At 61.7% G+C, this 19671-nt stretch carries 16 protein-coding genes and 1 pseudogene; 9 read left to right on the top strand and 8 right to left on the bottom strand.

Features of this window, described 5'->3' with window-relative positions; translation table 11 throughout:
* Positions 1 to 34: 34 nt before the first annotated feature.
* A complete protein-coding gene (locus AC1RRC_RS26825; protein WP_493058664.1) occupies positions 35 to 2230 on the bottom strand; it encodes an NHL repeat-containing protein in 2196 nt (731 codons plus the stop codon).
* 175 nt (positions 2231 to 2405) lie between these two features.
* On the opposite strand from AC1RRC_RS26825, the gene AC1RRC_RS26820 reads away from it, so the two are divergent.
* On the top strand, positions 2406 to 3929 hold the full coding sequence (locus AC1RRC_RS26820; protein WP_493058663.1) for a methyl-accepting chemotaxis protein: 1524 nt from the start codon (positions 2406 to 2408) through the stop codon (positions 3927 to 3929).
* 163 nt (positions 3930 to 4092) lie between these two features.
* Complete coding sequence (locus tag AC1RRC_RS26815) at positions 4093 to 4515, top strand: OsmC family protein (RefSeq protein ID WP_493058662.1); 423 nt, start codon at positions 4093 to 4095, stop codon at positions 4513 to 4515.
* A 79-nt stretch (positions 4516 to 4594) separates the two neighbouring features.
* On the opposite strand, the gene AC1RRC_RS26810 is transcribed toward AC1RRC_RS26815, so the two are convergent.
* From AC1RRC_RS26810 to AC1RRC_RS26800, 3 genes are all read right to left on the bottom strand, one after another.
* Positions 4595 to 5407: a LamG-like jellyroll fold domain-containing protein gene (locus AC1RRC_RS26810; RefSeq protein ID WP_493058661.1), complete on the bottom strand. Its 813-nt coding sequence runs from the start codon at positions 5405 to 5407 to the stop codon at positions 4595 to 4597.
* Between the two features lie 249 nt (positions 5408 to 5656).
* Entirely contained in the window at positions 5657 to 6301 is a 645-nt protein-coding gene (gene coq7 / locus AC1RRC_RS26805) for a 2-polyprenyl-3-methyl-6-methoxy-1,4-benzoquinone monooxygenase (protein ID WP_493058660.1), read from the bottom strand.
* Between the two features lie 48 nt (positions 6302 to 6349).
* Positions 6350 to 6826, bottom strand: coding sequence for a hypothetical protein (locus tag AC1RRC_RS26800; RefSeq protein WP_493058659.1), 477 nt, complete (start codon positions 6824 to 6826; stop codon positions 6350 to 6352).
* Positions 6827 to 6912: 86 nt separating this feature from the next.
* Between AC1RRC_RS26800 and AC1RRC_RS26795 the strand changes: the two genes are divergently transcribed.
* The 5 genes and pseudogenes from AC1RRC_RS26795 to AC1RRC_RS26775 form a co-directional block, all read left to right on the top strand.
* On the top strand, positions 6913 to 7692 hold the full coding sequence (locus tag AC1RRC_RS26795) for an ABC transporter ATP-binding protein (protein WP_493058801.1): 780 nt from the start codon (positions 6913 to 6915) through the stop codon (positions 7690 to 7692).
* A gap of 29 nt (positions 7693 to 7721) precedes the next feature.
* Entirely contained in the window at positions 7722 to 8951 is a 1230-nt protein-coding gene (locus AC1RRC_RS26790; protein WP_493058658.1) for an ABC transporter permease, read from the top strand.
* A 164-nt stretch (positions 8952 to 9115) separates the two neighbouring features.
* Positions 9116 to 10009, top strand: coding sequence for an ABC transporter ATP-binding protein (locus AC1RRC_RS26785; RefSeq protein ID WP_493058657.1), 894 nt, complete (start codon positions 9116 to 9118; stop codon positions 10007 to 10009).
* Positions 10010 to 10021: 12 nt separating this feature from the next.
* The gene (locus tag AC1RRC_RS26780) at positions 10022 to 13597 is read left to right on the top strand and encodes a M1 family aminopeptidase (protein WP_493058656.1); all 3576 of its coding nucleotides are present in this window, start codon (positions 10022 to 10024) and stop codon (positions 13595 to 13597) included.
* A 34-nt stretch (positions 13598 to 13631) separates the two neighbouring features.
* Positions 13632 to 13778: pseudogene (locus AC1RRC_RS26775) on the top strand (DUF3597 family protein); the annotation flags it as partial.
* Positions 13779 to 13879: 101 nt separating this feature from the next.
* On the opposite strand, the gene AC1RRC_RS26770 reads toward AC1RRC_RS26775, so the two are convergent.
* The 3 genes from AC1RRC_RS26770 to AC1RRC_RS26760 form a co-directional block, all read right to left on the bottom strand.
* Positions 13880 to 15502: a methyl-accepting chemotaxis protein gene (locus AC1RRC_RS26770; protein ID WP_493058655.1), complete on the bottom strand. Its 1623-nt coding sequence runs from the start codon at positions 15500 to 15502 to the stop codon at positions 13880 to 13882.
* An 87-nt stretch (positions 15503 to 15589) separates the two neighbouring features.
* Entirely contained in the window at positions 15590 to 16069 is a 480-nt protein-coding gene (locus AC1RRC_RS26765) for a hypothetical protein (RefSeq protein ID WP_493058654.1), read from the bottom strand.
* A gap of 79 nt (positions 16070 to 16148) precedes the next feature.
* On the bottom strand, positions 16149 to 17114 hold the full coding sequence (locus AC1RRC_RS26760) for a LysR family transcriptional regulator (RefSeq protein ID WP_493058653.1): 966 nt from the start codon (positions 17112 to 17114) through the stop codon (positions 16149 to 16151).
* A gap of 72 nt (positions 17115 to 17186) precedes the next feature.
* Between AC1RRC_RS26760 and AC1RRC_RS26755 the strand changes: the two genes are divergently transcribed.
* Both AC1RRC_RS26755 and AC1RRC_RS26750 read left to right on the top strand, forming a co-directional pair.
* Positions 17187 to 17876, top strand: coding sequence for a hypothetical protein (locus AC1RRC_RS26755; protein ID WP_493058652.1), 690 nt, complete (start codon positions 17187 to 17189; stop codon positions 17874 to 17876).
* Entirely contained in the window at positions 17876 to 18604 is a 729-nt protein-coding gene (locus AC1RRC_RS26750; RefSeq protein WP_493058651.1) for a hypothetical protein, read from the top strand. Before AC1RRC_RS26755 ends, AC1RRC_RS26750 begins: the two co-directional genes overlap by 1 nt.
* 8 nt (positions 18605 to 18612) lie before the next feature.
* On the opposite strand, the gene AC1RRC_RS26745 is transcribed toward AC1RRC_RS26750, so the two are convergent.
* The gene (locus tag AC1RRC_RS26745) at positions 18613 to 19410 is read right to left on the bottom strand and encodes a substrate-binding periplasmic protein (RefSeq protein WP_493058650.1); all 798 of its coding nucleotides are present in this window, start codon (positions 19408 to 19410) and stop codon (positions 18613 to 18615) included.
* Positions 19411 to 19671: the final 261 nt, after the last annotated feature.

The following is a 19671-nucleotide window of genomic DNA, read 5'->3' as shown; positions in this document are numbered from 1 at the left end:
GGGCAGGCGCCGGCCTGCCCGCCTTTCTTCCTGCTTAATACTGGTACACGTTCACCACATTAAACGTGGTATCCGGCACATACACATGCCGGTTATGCGCATAAATAAAGAACGGCATCCACACCCCGCCCACTTCCGGATAGCGCTTGAACACCAGGTCGCCGGTTTCATACGTGAGCGTATCGCCATCGATCTTGAATACTTTCAAGGCGCGGTTCACCAGGTCGTTGACGATCAGGTTGTCCTGTTCATCGATGCACAGGCTGGCCGGCAGGTAGAATTTTTCGTAGTCCTTTTCCAGGTCGTCGCAATAGCCCGCTTCGCCATACGACCACAGGCTGTTGCCTTCGCGGTCGAACACGCGGATGCAATTGTTGAACTGGTCGCAGACAAACAAGCGGTCTTGCGAATCCACGTCGACATCGCACGGCGTAAACGTGTCGAGTTCCTTGCCGTCTTCCTTCCAGCGGAAATTCCGGACAAAACTGACCAGGCCGGTCGCTTCCAGCTGCCACATCGAGATGCGGTTGTTGAGCGAGTCGGCGATGAAGATTTCACCGTGGCTGTTGACCACGATGCCTTGCGGCGCCTTCAGGGTGCCCTCGCCGCCGATGCCTTCGCGGCCAAACGGGACGCCATAGTTCAGCAAGTGCCCGTTCGGGCCGTACTGGAACATCGACACCGTGCACATATTGAAATTGGTGATGAAGATCAGCGGCGTGCCGGGGAAAACCTGGCCCAGCAGCGGCTGCGCAGGATAGTAGGCCGTCATCGCCAGGTCGCCCGGCGTGAAGAAGCCACGCACCATATTCTGCAATTGCGCGTACGGGTTGACGGCGGTATCGAAGGTTTTCAGGCACCAGTTGCCGGAATCGATGTTGTAGGATGAAGTCCCCACCGACGCCAGCGGATCAAAGCCGGTGTGCGCCAGGACTTGCTCATACCAGTACTGGTACAGCGACGCCGTGGCCTTGGCCCAGCCGTCGAGCCAGTTCCGCTCCGGCAGCCTGCCTTTGCCGTTCTTGCGTTTCGGATCGACACGGATCACCGACGTCATGCAATTGAATTGCGACGTCGCCAGCGCCTTGTTGACGTTGTCGCGACGCTGACCGACGGAATCGAGCAAGGTCGCCACGGTCGGCAAGTCGTCATCGATGATGTTGATGGCGGTGTGCAGCACGGTCGAGGCAAACGGCTCGGTGATGTAATATGTGTTCTTTTCCTTGCCGGCACAGATTTGGTACGGGCTGACAAACACGCGGTCTTCCAGTGTGTTGTAGATAAAGTCCGCATACGAATGCGCCACTTCCGGCTTGTGGTTCCACAGCGGCAGCATGCCGATCACGGTTTCCTGCAGCACGCCATCCGGGTTATAGATGGTCAGCGCGCCTTCCACCTGGCCCGGCACGAACACGTAATCGTTGATCACGCACACCGAGCGCATCACGTTGAATTTACCGATGCCGGCCGGATTGCCGAACGTGTGCAGCAGCGCGGTTTCTTTGGGTGCGATCACCACTTCATCCTTGACCGGCCACGCGGTATCGATCTTCAGCACTTCGTAGTAGCCCGTGTTGGCCAGGTACAGGTGGCCCTGGCTGTCGCTGGCCAGCCCCTGCGGCCACAGCAGGTCATGCGCGTGGTCGATGTCTTTGACGGTACGAAACTGCAGCACGAATTCACCGTCGAGCGTGAACTTCACGCAGCGGCTGCGCACGTCGTCGCCGGTGTGGAAGAACTCATCGGCCACATAAATATAGTGCTCACCCGACGCTTCACGCACGATGGTGATGCCGTTCGGATCGCTCAGCGGGACAAACGCCTTGGTGGCCTTGTCGCCAAACGCGAACTGGAAGTCCACGCCGTGCTCGTCATAGTCGAATACCACCACGCGGCCATTGCCCATGTCGGTGCAATACATGATGTCGTCCGTCGGGTGCGGGCACAGGTGGAAGGGCATCAGCAGGCGCGTTTCCTTGCCGCCCTTCTCCGGGGTGGCGTCGATCACATGCAGCAAGGTGTCGAGGTCCGCCGTGAACACCAGCACGCGGCTGTTGCCGGTATCGCAGACCCACACGTGGTTGTAATTGTCACGCGCAATGCCGACCGGGGAATTCATCGTGAAGTCGGCGGGCAAGGTGCCGCTCTTCGTCATGCCTGGCAAGATCAGCTCGCCATAATGGCAAATGTGCTTGAAGTTGCTGCCTGGTTCCAACGTGGTTTGCGTCATCGGGGTACCTCCTGGATTGATAGGGGAAGGAGCGTGCTGCTTAACCCCACAAGTATGCGCAATAGTGTGTGAGGCAGCAACAGGAACCCTTTCGCCAATTGCCACAGGGTGAAAACAGGTAGTAAGCTGCATGCGTGTCTGCATTGTAGGAATTCTCCGACCTCTACCCGATACGATGATGACCCTGACCACCGCCGCCGTCCATTGCATCCTGCTACTGGCAGGCTCCGTGTTGATTTTGATGGCGGGCGCACCGTGGTGGGCGCTGGCTTATCTCATCTGCGGCGCCGCCCTGTTATGGCTTGCGTCGCGCAAGGGAGGGATTGATTTCCGCCCCCTGATGCGCCTGGTGCGCGGGCATAACATCGGCATGTCGGTCGAAGCCGTCCACATCGGCAAGCAGATCAAGGAAGCCACGGAACACGCCAACAAGCAGCAAGACCTCAGCAGCCATATCTATACGCTGGCCGAACGGTCATCGAGCGAAGTGCAAGTAGTGCAATCGAGTATCAGCACCATCGCCGGCTTTGCCAACGACCTGGCGTCCGGCATGTCCACCGCCCGCACCGACATGGCGCAAGCCAATGACCAGGCGCGCGAAGCGGCGGAAGTCATGCAAACCTTTAACGCCAATATCGGCAAGCTGCTGGAAGGGACCAAGTCCACCCTGGGCCTGATGCACCAGATCTCGGAGATTTCACAGCAAACCAACCTGCTGTCGCTGAACGCATCGATCGAAGCGGCGCGCGCCGGTGAAAAGGGGCGCGGCTTTGCCGTGGTGGCGTCCGAGGTGCGCAGCCTGGCCGAACGCACGCGCGTGCTGGCGGTGTCCGTCACCACGCAAGTGAAAGAAATCCAGCAGCATTCGCAGCATACCGCCACCGTGGCTGCCACCATCACGGAGCGCATCGGCCGCACCTGCGAAGTGATGGGCGCCACCACGCAGCAGCTCGACACCTTCGCCGGCGGCAGCGTGCGCGTGTCGAGCGAAATCGATTCCATCCGCGACATCGTCGACCGGGTCACCGACAATAACAACACCATCAGCGACAACATCGGCCAGATGCGCAACCTGTCGCAAGACATGGCCAAGGCCATGAACGCGTGCAGCACGCGCTCGCGCAAATTGACGGCGGCGGCGGAAGACGGCATGCGCGAGCTGGGCAAGGTCACGCTGGGCGAAGCGGCCTTCGACAAGGTTATCGTGCGCCTCAACGAATGCCGGCGCGACTGCGAAAAAGGCTTGAAGCAGCTGGCCGACCAGGGCTTCGACGTGTTCGACAAAAACTACCAGCCGATCCCCGGCACCAATCCGCAGCAATACCACACCACGTATGACATGGCGTATGAAAAGCTGTTCCAGCCCCTGTTCGACGCTTGGGCGGAGAGCATCCCCGGCTGCGACCTGGCGGTCATGTGCACCCAGGGTGAAACCTACCCGCCCACCCACGTCTCGAAATACTGCAACAAGCCCAGCGGCGACGTCGCGTGGGACACCGCGCACTGCCGCGACAAGCGCTTCCACAGCGGCAACCAGATGCTGTCCAACGTCGCCAACGACACGCGCGACTTCCTGTTCCAGGCTTACATGCGCGATATCGGCGATATCTTCGTGCTGGTCTCGCAGCCGGTGTATGTCCATGGCCGCCACTGGGGCGGTTTCATGTTCGGCTTGCAGCATGAGGCGCTGAAGGATTGATGGGAATCCGCCGCGCCGCCTGCAAGCCGGGGGCCCCTCCATTACAATAGCCGCAATGATGAATGTGGATGCCCGGCCTGAAGGCCCGGCCCCCTTACTAACTTGTGGATGCCCGGCCTGAAGGCCCGGCACCCAAGCTAAACTTTTATTGCGGAGATCAAACATGGAATGCAAAGTCAGCTGGAATGGTCCGTCCGGAATGAGTTTCCGGGCTCAAACGGGTTCCGGCCACATGGTGACGATGGATGGCGCGCCCGAAGGCGGCGGCCACAATCTGGCGCCGCGTCCGATGGAAATGGTGTTGCTGGGCACGGGCGGCTGCACCGCGTATGACGTGGTGCTGATCCTGAAACGGGGCCGCGAAGATGTGCAGGGCTGCGATGTGACCCTGAAAGCCGAACGCGCGGACGTGGACCCGAAAGTGTTCACCAAAGTGCACTTCCATTTCACCGTGACCGGCAAAAACCTGAAGCAGTCGGCGGTGGAGCGCGCGGTCAACCTGTCGCACGACAAATATTGCTCGGCCTCGATCATGATGGCCAAGACGGCGGAAATCACGCACTCGTACGAGATCGTCGAGCTGTGATGCGGGATGGCTTCCGCCACGCGGAAGCCAGGCTGCGGATATAAGCCGGCGCCCTGCCGCGACGCGCCGGCTGGTTCAATCAGGCGCGGCGGCGTTTGCGCGCCAGTCCCAGCATGGCCAAGCCCAGGCCCATCATGCCCAGTGTGGCCGGCTCAGGCACCGTCGCCATGTTCAATGCCTGGATTTCCTGCTGGGTCAGCGCGGTGTTGTACAGGCGCGCCTCGCTGATGACGGCGTCGAGCGCGCCGACGGTTCCGTTGGCGCCATACAGGTGGCGAATACCAAACAGCATTTCCGTGTCGTTCGCCAGCCAGCTGCCGGCGTTGCCAGCGACATAGCTGCCGATACTCTGGCCATTGCGATAGCCGGAAATCGCCACCAAACCATTGCCCATGTCCTGGTAAGTGAAGGCCAGTTCAAACAGCTGGTTGACGCCGGTTTCTGCGTAGCCCGGATTGAAGTCCTGGGTGCGCGAAAAACCGCTGCTGCCGCTCACCCAACGGTTGTTCTGGCGCTCGGAAAACACCAGGCCGTCAAATTGATCGGAATTGATGCGGTCGATGGTCATCAGCGAACCGGCAGTCGCTTCGTTGCTCAGGCCGGACAGCGACGCCCACACCACCATGGTTTTGCTGGTAATGGCGGGACCGGTGTAATTGGCGGCGCGCGCCCAGCCCGTGGTGGACGTGCCGTTGCCGCTGACGGTCAGCTTGCCGTCTGTGACGGTGGCGTTGTGCAATTCCAGGTTACCGAAGTTGCCGGTCGAATCGGCCAGGGGAGTGGTACCGTCAAAGGTCCAGCTACCGATCAGGGCGGCCTGGCTGGCGCCTGCGGCGAACAGCAGTGGCAGGCTCAACGACAAACTCGACAGCAGGCGCTTGGACATCAACATGGTGATCCTTTTCTTGGAAGTAGTAGTTCGCCTGGTGGCGATTAAGTTACCCCAAAGAAAAGCAAATTGCATGCCAGAAAATTTTAGCAGGAGAGAATTTCCCCTGTGTAAAATTTCTCGACATCAACTATTCATGCTCCCGGCCGTTTTCCAGCCGAATTCGCCACTTTCACAGGAATTGCGCAATAGAAATAATACTTTACCAATAAAAATACTGTAAAGTTTTTCGACAGCCTTCAGCCGTCGTCTTCAGATGTAATAGGCCGTCGACGTCATGATCTTGCCCATCACCGTCATCGCCATTTTTGCCGGCAGCGGCGCCTCTTCCGCGCCCAGTTGCTGCGCCTTTTCGCCGTGTTCGATTTCATCGGTCTTCATTTGCTCGACGATCGCGCGCGATTTCGCATCTTGCGGCGGCAGCTTTTCCAGGTGGCTGGCCAAGTGCGCTTCCACCTGCTTTTCGGTTTCCACCACAAAGCCCAGGCTCTTCGCATCGCCCATCACGGCGGCCACCGTGCCCAGCGCATAGGCGCCGGCGTAAAACAGGGGATTCAAGACGCTGATTTGCGACCCCAGTTCGTGCAGCCGCTGCGCGGTCCACGCCAGGTGGTCTTCTTCCTCGCGCGACGCCAGTTCGAACTGCGTGCGGATCTCTTCGTTCTTGGCGAAGCGCGCCTGCGCGTTGTACAGCGCCTGCGCCATGACTTCGCCCACGTGGTTGACGCGCATCAGGCCGGCCGCGTGGCGCTGCTCGGACTCACTCATGACCGCGTCGTCCGCATGGACCGCGGGGCTCGGCCGCGACGCGGACGCGACACCGGCAACCACGCGCAAGGCCTTGTCGGCGCTGGCGATCAGGCGGTCGAGGGGATGGTGGTGGCGGTTGGCTGACATGATGGCGGTTCCTTCGTGATACGGAAAGCATCATTATATGACGCCAGGCTAGCCGCCCCTGAGAGCCTGAGCGGCCAACTCGGCCTCTTCGCGCAGCATGCGCTGCTTTTCTATCCAGTCCGCCACCGCGCCCCGCACGTCAATGCCGGACAAATCCTTGGCCACGCCCAGATTCAGTCCCAGCAGGAATGGGATGTTTTGCACCGGTACTTCATTGCAATGCGCATCGAAGGCCTGCAAAAAGCGCGGCGAATCCACCACCCGGATGACTTTTTCACCGCTCATGTATTGCAAGATACTGGTGATGCTGTGGCCCTTGCCGATCGCGTGATAGATAAAGCGGTTGTATTCGCGGTCCAGCGCGGCAAAATCCAGTTTTTCCTTGGTCATCAGGCCGGCCAGGTAGTGCAAGCCCAGCGCAACGCGGAAAAACCCGGTGGCTTCATCGCGGCCAACGCCGCTGCGGGTCACGGCCAGGACTTTTTCCTGTGTCGCCGTGTCAAGATAGGCATTCGGTTTCTTCATGGGGAAAAACTATAACGGGTTTGCTTCTTGCGAGCCAGAATTTCGGCGTGCTAATCTTGCAACCATATCAACAACAGGGCCACCGCATGCTCGACGTCCGCAACCTGGCCAAGCGTTTTCCCCTGCCTGCCGCCAAGGGCAAGCCGCCCCAGGCGCGCGACCCGCGCGACCACGATGGCTGGTTCCACGCCGTGCGCGACGTCAGCTTCAGCTGCGCGGCCGGCGAAGTGCTGGGCTTGCTGGGGCCCAATGGCGCCGGCAAGACCACCACCCTGCGCCTGCTGTCCACCGCATTGACCGCGGACAGCGGCCATGCCTGGGTCAATGGCGTCGATTTATTACAGGATCCGCTGGCCGCGCGCCAGCAAATCGGCTTCCTGTCCGGTTCCACCGGCTTGTATGGCCGCCTGACGGCGCGTGAAAACGTCGAATACTTTGGCCGCCTGCACGGCATGAGCGCGCCCTACCTGGCGCGCCGCTGCGATGAATTGTTCGAGTTGCTCGGCATGCAGGAATACGCGCACAAGCGCGCCGACCAGCTGTCGACCGGCATGAAGCAGAAATGCGCGATTGCCCGCACGGTGGTGCATGAGCCGCGCCTCGTCATCCTCGACGAACCGACCACCGGGCTCGATGTCATGTCCGCGAAAATCCTGCTGGACTTTATTGCCGGCTACAAGGCGCTGCGGGTGCCGCTGATTTTTTCCACTCACCAATTGCATGAAGTGGAAAAGCTGTGCGACCGCGTCTGCATCATCAACCGCGGCAAGACCGAGTTTAACGGCACGGTCAACGAATTGCGCCATCTGGGCGGCAGCGCGGATTTGTACGATGCGTTTGTCAGCGTGATTAATCGTGACACCTGAGCGTGACACCTGAGCGGGAAGCCTGAACAATGTGGACCATCTACCTGAAAGAAATCCTGGAGCTGGCGCGCGACCGGAAAACGTTTATTTTCACGGTCTTGATTCCCATCTTTGCGATGCCACTGATCTTTGCCGCCTTCGGCTATTTTTCCTCGACCATGTTCGACAAGGCGCGCCGCGCGCAATTGCCATACGCGGTGTTCGGCCAGGAAAACGCGCCAGAACTGGCACAGCGCTTCGCCGCTGAAAAAGGGTTCACCGAAGTCCGCCTCGCCAGTGAAGCGGACATCCGCCCGGCCATCGACCAGGACCGCATCAAATTCGCGCTGGTGATCCCGCGCGGCTACCGCGACCGCCTGGAAGGCCAGCGCCAGGCCGTGGTGGTGCTGCACTATAACAGCGCGGTCATGGTGGACTTGATCCGCAAGCGCGTGCAAGCCGTGGTCGAAGCACAGAATACGGAGCTGCGCGAAAGCGCGCTGTCCGCGCTGAACCTGAACCAGCTGCAATTGCGCTTTGCCTTGAATCCGATCCGCCTCGATGAACACTCGACCGCCGGCAAGCGTGAGCAAATCGGCGCGCTGGTGGGGGGCATGCTGCCCTACCTGTTGCTGATGGGCTGCCTGATGGCGGCCATGTATCCGGCAATCGACCTGGGCGCGGGGGAAAAGGAACGGGGCACCCTGGAAACCCTGCTGCTGGCGCCCGTGCCGCGCAGCGCCATCGTGCTGGCCAAGTTCCTGGTGCTGTTTACGGTCGGCCTGCTGTCGTCGCTGCTGATGGTGGGCAGCATGAGCGCGCTGCTGGTCATTGCCAGCGCCACCGCGCTGGGCCGGCCCGATGCCGCCAGCCAGACCGGCATCGCCGACCTGGCCGCGATGATGCAATCGATCGACGCCGGCGACATGGCCATGGTGGCGCTGATGCTGGCGCCGACCGCCGCCATGTTTGCCGCGATTTTGCTGTCGCTGTCGATTTACGCGAAAAGTTATAAAGAAGCCGCCGGACTGATTTCACCGCTGATGCTGCTGACCCTGCTGCCAACCATGGTGGCGCTGTTGCCCGGCGTGGAAATGAATTGGATGTGGGCCATGGTGCCGCTGACCAACGTGTCGCTGGCCATGAAGGAATTGGTCAAAGGCACCATGGATTACCGCATGTTTGCCGTGATCCTGGCCTCCACCACCGTCACCGCCGGCGCCCTGCTGGCCTTGTGCCGCTGGTGGTTCACGCGCGAGCAAGTACTTTTCCGAAATTAAATTCCGATTACTCCTACCGCCCTGCCCGGAATTATTACGTTCTGGCGGTCGGATTCCGCTGACTGTCGCAATGAGGCAACCGCTGTGTCGCAAATTCAATACAATGCGAACATTGAAAAGTGGTAGTCGGTGTTGCAACGCAGCAGGGCACAACAGGAGTCAGCATGGAATTACGCATCCGCAATTTGTCCAAAACCTATAGCAACGGTGTCGTGGCTTTGGACAATATTTCGCTCACGATCCCCACCGGGATGTTCGGTTTGCTGGGCCCCAATGGGGCCGGCAAATCGACCCTGATGCGGACGTTGGCGACCTTGCAGGAATGCGATGCGGGTTCCGTGTTTTTCGGCGACCTCGACGTGCTCGATGAAAAAGACGAAATCCGCCGTCTGCTGGGCTACCTGCCGCAAGACTTTGGGGTCTACCCGAAAGTGTCCGCCTATGAAATGCTGGACCACTTCGCCATCCTGAAAGGCTTGTCGCACCGGGGCCGCCGCCGCGAAGTGGTCGATGGCCTGCTGCAGCAAACCAACCTGTTCGAAGTGCGCCATCAAAAACTCGGCACGTTTTCCGGCGGCATGCGCCAGCGCTTCGGGATTGCCCAGGCGCTGCTGGGCGACCCGAAACTCATCATCGTCGATGAACCGACGGCGGGCCTGGACCCACAGGAACGGGTGCGCTTCCATAACCTGTTGTCCGATATCGGCGACGACCGCACCGTGATCCTGTCGACCCACATCGTCAGCGACGTGGCCGACCTATGCGCCAACATGGCCATCATCAACAAGGGCCATTTGCTGGTGGCCGGCGCCACCCAGCAATTGATTGACGATGTCAGCTGCAAGATCTGGGCGCGCTTCATTGACAAGCGCGATTTGCAGCAATTCCAGACCCGCCATGCGGTCATTTCCACCCGCCTGCTGTCCGGCCGCACCCTGATTCACGTCTACAGCGACGATGATCCGGGCGACGGGTTCGAGGAAGCCATCGGCGACCTGGAAGACCTGTATTTCGCCACCATCACCGGCCGCCACCACGCGGCCGACCGCTGCGAATAAGCGGAGCCGCGTATGTTCGACATCGCTTATTTCGAAGCCCGCCAGCGCCTGAAGCTGTTGTCCACCTGGGTGTATTTCGGCATGTTCATGCTGCTGGCCATGTTGTGGATGGCGGCCGCCGGCGGGGTGTTCAAGGAAGCCATGGTCTCGTTCGGCGGCCGGGTGGCCATCAACGCGCCCCGCTCCATCCTGCTGACCACAAGCCTGCTGGGCTGCCTGGGCGTGATCGTGATTGCCGCCATGGTGGGCCGCTCGGTGCAGCAGGACTTCGAATATGACATGCACCACTTCTTCTTCAGCGCGCCGATCCGCAAGTACCAGTACATGTTCGGCCGCTTCTTCGGCGCCGCGTTTGCGCTGGCCGTGGTGTTTTCCAGTATCTTGCTGGGCGCGTGGCTGGGCACCTTCATTCCCGGCATCGATCCCGAGCGGCTCGGCCCCACGCCGCTGGCCAGCTGGCTGATCCCGTATGGTTTCACGCTGCTGCCCAACATCTTTATCTTTGGCGCGGTGTTCTTCGTGGTGGCCGCGCTGACGCGCCGCATGTTGCCGGTGTATATCAGCAGCGTGGTCATGCTGATCGGCTACCTGGTGGCGCCGGGCCTGGCGCGTGACCTCGACTATAAAACCCTGGCCGCGCTGATCGACCCGTTCGGCACCACGGCGGTGATCCGCCTGACCGAATACTGGCCAATCGCCGAACGCAATACCCGCCTGGTCTTGCCGGAGGGCGTGTACCTGGTCAACCGGCTGATCTGGACCACCTTTGCGCTGGTGACTTTGCTGCTGGGCTACTGGCGCTTTCACTTTGTCGCCACCATCGACAGTGGCCGCAACGCCGGCCGCAACGAAGGGGAAGAACCGCAGCGCCTGTCCGCCACGGCGGCCGGCACCCGCGAAAAACCGGATTTCCAGGCCCGCAGCCTGGGCTTGCTGCTGCTGCGGAACAGCTGGCTGAACTTGCGTGAAACCGTCAAGAACGTGTATTTCGCCGTGATCGTGCTGGCCGGCGTGCTGCTGATGTTCGCCACCGCGCTCGATCCGCACACCATGGGCGTGAAAACCTATCCCGTCACTTACCTGGTGCTGGAACAAATCACGAAAATGTTCACCCTGTTCATGCTGGTCATCACGACCTTCTATGCGGGGGAACTGGTGTGGCGCGAACGGGAAAACCGCACCGCGCAAATGTTCGACGCCATGCCGGTGCCGAACTGGTTGCCACTGTTGGCGCGCCTGTTCGGCCTGATCGGTTTGCAGGGCTTGCTGCTGGTGGTGGTCATGGTGTGCGGCATGCTGATCCAGCTGTTCAAAGGTTACTTCGAGCTCCAGCCCGGCCTGTACCTGCACAACCTGTTCCTGGTCCAGTGGCCGCAATATGCGCTGGTGGCGGTGCTGGCCATCGCGCTGCAAGTGCTGATCAACCACAAGTACCTGGCGTACTTCGCGATGATCCTGTATTACGCGGCCACCATCACGGCGTCCGCCCTAGGTCTCGACCACCCGATGCTGGTGTACGGCATGACACCGGAATTCGTGTATTCGGACATGAACGGCTATGGCCACTTCCTGCTGCGCGAACGCTGGTTCCTGCTGTACTGGAGCGGCGCGGCGCTGGCGCTGGTGGTGCTGTCGGTGCTGTTCTGGGCCCGTGGCAGCAACCTGGAATGGCGCCAGCGCGTACAACTGGCGCGCCACGGCCTGACCCTGCCGGTGCTGGCGACGTTTGCCCTGGCCGCCACCATCTTTGCCGGCGCCGGCAGCGTGCTGTTCTATGATTTGCAGGTGGCGGGCGATTACAAGTCGGCCTATCGCGTCGACGCGGACCGCGCCGATTACGAGCGCAAATACAAGGCGCTGGCCGATGCGCCGCAACCGCGCATCACCGATGTGCGCCTCGGCGTGGCGATCGAGCCGGAACAGCGCACCCTGCGCGTCAAAGGCCACTACGTCCTGGAAAACAAGAGCACCCGGCCGCTGACGGAAATCCACGTCACGCAAGACACCCGCGCCACCCTGCAGCCGCTGCGCTTCGGCCAGGTGGCCAAACTGGTCCGGGCCGACCATGCGCTGGGATTCTCGACCTATGCGCTGTCGTCGCCACTGGCGCCGGGCGCGAAACTGCCGCTGGATTTTGAGCTGGTGTATGCGCCAAAAGGCTTGTTCGGCCTGGGCCAGGACTTGCCGGTGATCGGCAATGGCACCTTCTTCAACAACAGCTTATTGCCGCATATCGGCTATCAGCAGGTGATGGAATTACGCGACCCGCGCGACCGCAAAAAGCATGGTTTGCCGGCGCAGGAACGGGCACTGCCGCGTGACGACCCCAAGGGCCTGGCCAACAATTACATCGGCACCGATGCGGACTGGGTCACGTTCGACGCGGTGGTCAGCACCGCGCCGGACCAGACCGCCGTGGCGCCCGGCATCCTGGAAAAAGAGTGGCGGGCCAACGGCCGCCGCTATTTCCACTACAAGATGGATAAACCGATCCTGAACTTTTATGCGTTCCAGTCGGCCCGCTACGCGGTCAAGCACGACTGGTGGCAAGATGCGGGCATTGAAATCTATTACCACCCGGGCCACGAATTCAACCTCGACCGCTTCAACAAAGGCGCCAAGGCATCGCTCGAGTATTACACCAAGCATTTCAGCCCTTACCAGCACCGCATCCTGCGCATCGTGGAATTCCCCCGCTATGCCGCGTTTGCGCAATCGTATCCCAATACGATCCCGTATTCGGAAGCGATGGGCTTCATTGCCAAGGTCGATGACCGCAACCCGAAAGACGTGGATTTCCCGTTCTTTGTGACGGCGCATGAAGTGGCGCACCAGTGGTGGGCGCACCAGCTGGTGGGCGGCAATACCCGCGGCGCCACCGTGTTGTCGGAAACCCTGTCCGAATATTCCGCGCTGATGGTCATGAAAAAGCAGTTCGGCCCGGACCGCATGCGCCGCTTCCTGCGCTATGACCTGGACCGCTACCTGCTGGGCCGCGCGCTGGAAAACAGCAAGGAATTGCCGCTGGCCGACAATGAAAACCAGGATTACATCCACTACCGCAAGGGCAGCCTGGCGATGTACCAGCTGCAAGACATCCTCGGCGAAGACAAGGTCAATGAAGTGCTGCGCGGCCTGCTGCAACAGTACGCGTTCCATACCGCGCCGTATCCGAGCGTGACGGTGCTGGTGGACGGCTTGCGCAAGATTACGCCGCCGGAACAGGCTTACCTGATTGACGACTTGTTCAACAGTATCGTGCTGCACGATAACCGCGCGCTGAGCGCCACCATGCGCAAGCTGCCGGGCGGTAAATATGAAGTCACGATCAAGGTCCATGCCAGCAAATTGCGCGCCGATGAAGTGGGCGCGGAAAAAGAAGTGCCGATGGCCGACCTGATCGACATCGGGGTGGACGACAAGGATGGCAACAGCCTGCTGCGCGAACGCAAACGGATCAGCACGAAGGAATCCGTGTATACCGTGGTGGTGTCCGGGCGTCCCGCCAAGGCGGGGGTCGATCCGGACAACAAGCTGATCGACCGCAAACCGGACGACAATATGATTGCGGTGGAGACCGAGCAGTAAGGTGTGACCGCGTACGGACCGGGGAGCCGGCTGCCTGGAAGCGCGCAAGGAATTGGCGCGCGAACTGCATTACAGCGGCGATACCGCCGGCTCCGCCTCGATGAACATCAGGCAGCACAAACAGGTCATGGCGAAGCTGGCCGCGAGTGGCGGCAAGGTCCCGGCGGATTGGGCCACGTAGGGCGGATTGGCGGTATCAAGCCGCCATGCACGCAGGACGGCATGGCCTGGGCTGGTGGTGACGCGTGCATGGCGGCTCGCAAGCGAACCGCCCTACGGGTTTTATGCCGCCAGGCGTGGGTACAACCCGGTGCCTTGCATGTCCCCCGGCCCGGCCAGCGCGCGCAATGCCGGCCGCTCCGCCCCCCCCGCCAGCAGGAACACACTCATCGCCTGCGCCAGCGCTTCGGCCTGCTCGCGCAACGCATCGGCCGCCCCGGCGGACTCCTCGACCAGTGCGGCATTTTGCTGCGTGGCCTGGTCCATTTGCAGCACGGCCTCATTGACCATTTCGATCCCCGAACTTTGCTCGCGGCTGGCCGTGGTAATGTCCGCCATGATGACGGTGACCTGGCGGATGCTGTCCACCACGTCCCCCATGGTCACCCCGGCCTGCGTCACCAACCGGCTGCCCGCATCGACCTTGCCCACGGATGCATCGATCAGGGCCTTGATTTCGTGGGCCGCCTGGGCGCAGCGCTGCGCCAGGGTCCGCACTTCATTGGCAACCACGGCAAAGCCACGGCCCTGCTCCCCCGCGCGCGCAGCTTCCACCGCCGCGTTCAACGCCAGGATATTGGTCTGGAACGCGATACTGTCGATCACACTGGTGATGTCGCCGATCTTGCGTGCCGACGCGTTGATTTCCGCCATTGTCGCCACCACTTGCCCCACCACCGCGCCGCCGCGCTCGGCGACACCGGAGGCGGCCAGCGCCAGCGCATTGGCTTGCTGCGCATGGCCCGCGTTGTTGCGCACGGTGGCCGTCAACTGTTCCATGGCCGAAGCGGTTTCTTCCAGGTTGCCGGCCTGGCGCTCCGTACGGCGCGACAAATCCGCGTTGCCTGCCGCGATCTGCCCGGCTGCCGTCGCCACCTGTTCGGTACCGGCACGCACGTCCGCCACCACTTGCGCCAGGCCGCAATTCATGGTTTTCAATGCCTGCAACAAGCGGCCCGTCTCATCGCGGCGGTCCACCACGATCGCACTGCGCAAGTCATTGGACGCCACGGCGCACGCCACCTCCACCGCGCGCCGCAGTGGCCGCGTGATTCCCACCGTCAGGCGCCACGCGCACAACGCGCCCAGCGCCAGCACCACGGCGCCAAAGCCCAGCATGAACACGCGGTCGTTCTGGTAGGCCTGGCGTATCTGTTCGGCATCGCTGTCGATGCGCTGGCGCTGCAATTCCAGCAAGCCTGACAGTGCATTGAGATAGGCTTTCGCATCCGGAATGAATTGCTGTTCCAGCAGCGCATCGGCTTGCGCCAGATTGCCTGCTTTTTTCAGCGCGACGATGGCGTCGCGGTCCGCGAGGTAACGCTTGCGCGCATCCTTCATGCGTTCGAACAGCGCCTTTTCCGCGGCGCTGTCCAACAGCGGTTCAACTTGCTGTTGCAAGGCATTGACCTGGCTGGTCGACGCTGCCGCTTCCGCGGCAAAGTATGGCCCCAGCGCCGGATCCGCACTTTTCGAAATTGCCGTGGTGCGGCGCACGCTGGTGTGAATTAAACGGTACCAGTCGCCGATCATGCGTTCTTTGGCCAGTGGCTGCCGCATCATGTCGCGCGTGGCGTCCGCCACGGTTTGCATGTGGCGCATGCCGGTCCACAGCATTAACAAAGCAAGCAGCAAGACGAGGCCAAAGCCGCCAGCCAGGCGGACGCCGATATTGAGGTTTTTCATTGAACCGAGTCTAGCGAAAAGCAGTCGAAAATTCTTCGGGGAAAGTACGTATCCGACAACGTGGCGCGCATGCCGGCGCCGTGCCGGTTAGGCGTAGGTGCTGAAAGAGCTGACGATAGATTGGTTATACGCGTTGGCCACGGCCGTGCTGGCCAGTCCCGGCCGGGCTTTCAACGCCTGGGCCCACGAAGCTGCCATGGGCGCGCCATTTAAAGTGGGCAACAGCGGTGCACCAGTGTAAGCACCCGACGTTTGCGGCGACTGCGCCAGGGTGGCGGCGATTTGCTGGTTTTGCAGCAACTGCGCATCGCCTTGCCGGTACGTTCCTTCGTCGGGGATGACCGGCGCGCCGGGCAAGGTGCCGGCTTGTTGCAAGGTGCTCAGCAAGCCGGCCGCCGTGTACACCTGCGTCGATGATTTCGCGCCGCCCAGGGTCGCCACCACGCTGGCATTTTCCGACAGGCTGACCGCCAGCGTGGGCAACAGCGCATTGTCATTACCGGTTTCATCCACCGCCTGGGGCTGGTAGACGGTGTATCCGGGCAACGGGTTGATGGGCGAAATCATGGCAAATGGTCCTTGCTATGATTTCACTATAGATGGGTACGCGGGGCAGTCAAGCGTGCGGGCGATGAGCGATAAGCGATCACCCATCACCGCACTGCCGCGCCAGTTGCCGCAGCCACGCCGGCGCCCGCTCGCCGTCATACACCAGCGCAGCCTGTTCCTGGCAGGTAAATGCCGCGTCGGTCACGTCGATACGCACCAGCGCCGGATCGTTCAGGGCAAACTCCGGCAAATACGCCAGCGCCGCGCCGGATTTCACGAACGCCAGCAACAATTGCAGGTCGTCCGTCCAATAGCGGATTTTGCGCGGCAACTGGTCATCGCGCCAGCCGTCCGACCGGGCGCCACGCCCCTCGCCGCAAAACAGGGAATGGGACGGGCAGGCAAATTCATGCTGCAGCACCTGGGCGGCCGTGGCGCGCAAGCGCCCGCCCGCCATGCCGGCGTTGCCGCCCCGCTCAACGACGCGTTGCGCCCGGGGGCCCGCCAAAGACTGCAACGCCTGCACCAGCGGATGGCCCAGCCCCGCCACCAGGTGTTGCGCCAGCACGCCCAGCGGCACGGTGTCCCATGCCTCCGACCAGTGCGCCCCCTTGCCATCGAGTACTTCGCCCGTCACGATGGCCGCATGCGCGTCGCCCCGCGCCAGTGACGCCAGCGCCTCGTCTTCAAACATCGCTTGCAGGTGCAGGCTCGCTTGCGCATAGGGGCGCAAGCCGCCGGCCAGGGCGTCGCCATAGCGCCACAACAGGATGGCCGGGCCGGCAATGCGGCAATCGATGACGGCGTGGTCGCCCTGCACATCGGCCCTGGCCTGTTCCGCCATCGCCAGCAGCGCCTGTGCACGCGGCAACAACAGCGCGCCGCTGGCATTGAGCACCAGTTGCCGCGCGCTGCGGTCAAACAAGGATTTGCCTAAACTGTCTTCCAGGCGGCGCAACGCTTTCGAGACGGCGGACGGCGTCAAATGCATTTCCTGCGCCACGTCACTCAAGGTGGGCTGGCGGGCGGCGCTGACAAAGATGCGCAAGTCAGTGAGGTTCATGTTTCCAGATAGGACATTAAAAGTGAATTTAAGTTGCTTTACGCGACACTAACACCACCCTACCATTACCGCATGAAAACCTTCCTGATCTCCCTTTCCCTGCTGGCCGCCCCGGCCGTCATGGCAGCCGCGCCCGCGCCCGCGCAAGGCCCCACCTACGGCGAACATGGGATGGCCCTGTTTGGCGGCAAAGATGGCTTGTACACCTCGCACTTGCCGATGTTCCATGCGCCGCACGATTACCAGGTGGTGCTGCAGGTGCGCCTGGCCGATCCCCGCCTCGACGCGGCCGTCAAACAACGCCTGGACGGCAAAACCGCCCTGTGGACCGTGGCGCCGGAAAAGTTCGAGCTGGACCGGCTGCAGCCCGGCGCCCCGGCGCCCTTGCAGCGCTTCCAGGCGGACCTGGTGCTGGGCCATTTCGAGCAGGGTGGCCAAACCGTGTACCGGAGCGCCACCGTTGTCATCGATAAGGTATTGTTGTTCCGGAAGTTGTCGCCCGAGGTGAAAACCCGCGCCGTGGCCCGTTATGTGCAAGTTGGCAACGGTACGCAACGCTACCTCATCAAGGAGATCGACAGCCGCCCTGATTTCGATCATATTGTTTCGTACCGCGCAGCTGCACGCGCTTCCATTTTGCCGGTCTCGATCGCCAAAAACGGCGTGTCGGAACCCGATGCGGACGCGCTCGCTGCGGCACTCAATGCGCTCCCGTCCGCCATCCGCGGCACGGTTTACTATTACACGGACGACTTACGCTGATGACCGTTCCGTCGACTTACCAGGGTTTGTGGCGCCGGACCGGCATCCGGCGCAGCAACGGCAGCACGGACACCACCACGCAAGTGTGGTGGTTCCAGGCTGCCCGTTTCCACATCGACCTGCGTATTCCCATCGACCGCCCCGACCCGGCCAGCCGCACGCACATCGTCAAATATTTACCCCACCAGCTGTCGCGTTTCGGCGCGCAGACCGGCTTTGCCGGCACCACGGTGGTGGACGGCAACCACTGCGAATGGCAGCCTGAAATCGCCTTTCCCTGGATCAGCGACGCCACCGACGCCGGCTGGATGCGCTTTGACAGCGACGATGCGCTGCACGAAACCGCCGATGACGGCAGCTATGAAGAAGACTGGGAACGGGTGGCGGCCGGCCCCATGGCCGCCGTGCGGCTGGAAGACCCGCACGCGGGCGCCATCGCTTACCTGATCGCGGGCGACTTGTGGATGGCCTGGGCCTGCGGCCGGCCCGACGACCATTACGACCAGGCCGATCCGCTGTCGTCGCCGTGGAGCGAATTCACGGTGCTGAAAAAAGGCGCGCACTGGCGCGTGATGGCATCGAACATGCCATGGCTGGAAGGCACGGAAATCCCGCAGGCCGACAATATCGACCGCGCCCATCTCGGCAAGTGGGCCGTGGGCATGGCGGTGCTGTTACCGTTTGCCCCTGAAATGACGTGGCGGGTGCTCGACGTCACCTCGGATTAATTGCGCCGTCAATAATTCAACAGCGCCGCCGCCATGTCCGCACCGACATGGCGCTTGAAGATGGCCAGCAGGGTGCCGTCATCGCGCATTTCCTGGATTGCCTTGGCGAAGCGCTCCGCCGTCACCAGCGGCACCCGTTCACGCGACAGGATCAGGCCATGCGGCACGCTGTCTTTCGGCGACCAGTCCAGCACGCGCACGTCGCCGGTCATGCCTTCCTGCTCCAGCACCGGAACCCAGCTGGTCGGCAGCGCCAGCACCGCCTGCACCCGGCCGATCTTCAGCAGGCGCACCACGGCGCGGAAATCCGGGGCATCGAACACGCGGCCCTGCGCGCGCAACTTGTCGAGCCACGCATCGTAATCGGCCCCATGCTTGAAACTTTTCACCACGGCGACCTTGTAGTCCGGATTGGCCAGGAAGCCGTCCGCCGTCGCGGCGGCGGCTGGCAAGCCTTTCGGCTGCAAGACATAGTTACGGGTGGCGAAATACGGCACGAAGCGGGCGAACTTTTCGCGTTCCGGGGTTGGGATGCCGGACACCGACATATCGAGCTTGCCCGTCGATAACTGGGTCCAGATTCGCACGCGCGATTCCAGCGTGGCCTGGAAATGGCAACCCGTGCGCTTTTCCAGTTCGTCGACGATATCCTTGTCGATGCCGGCCCAGCCACCGTCGGGCTTTTGGTAATACAGCGCCCCCAGCTCATAAAAGGCGAGCCCCAGCGTGCCACACTCCGGCTGAGCGGCATGGGGCGCCGTGGCAGTCAGCGCCAATACGCAACAGGCAAAGAGTTGCTTGAGCAAAACGCCCTCCTCGATATTGCTTCACAGTAGCGTAACGATGGCAGATGGTCAACGGCGGCGCGATGCTGCCGCACCCACATGTCCGGCAATTCCTTGCATAACTCAGCCATGGAAACGTCACCGATATGGCCTGGCTGGCCATCCGCGCGCCAGCTTTTTTCGTTTACACAACATTAATACAAATCGTTTGCAAGACGACAGCAATCGCGTAGTAATATTACACACCCGTCCTGCACGCCTCATAAAACCCGACTACAAACC

The sequence above is a fragment of the Pseudoduganella sp. GW821-FHT12E03 genome, assembly GCF_058807115.1.
This window is presented reverse-complemented; position numbering and strand designations above follow the sequence as displayed.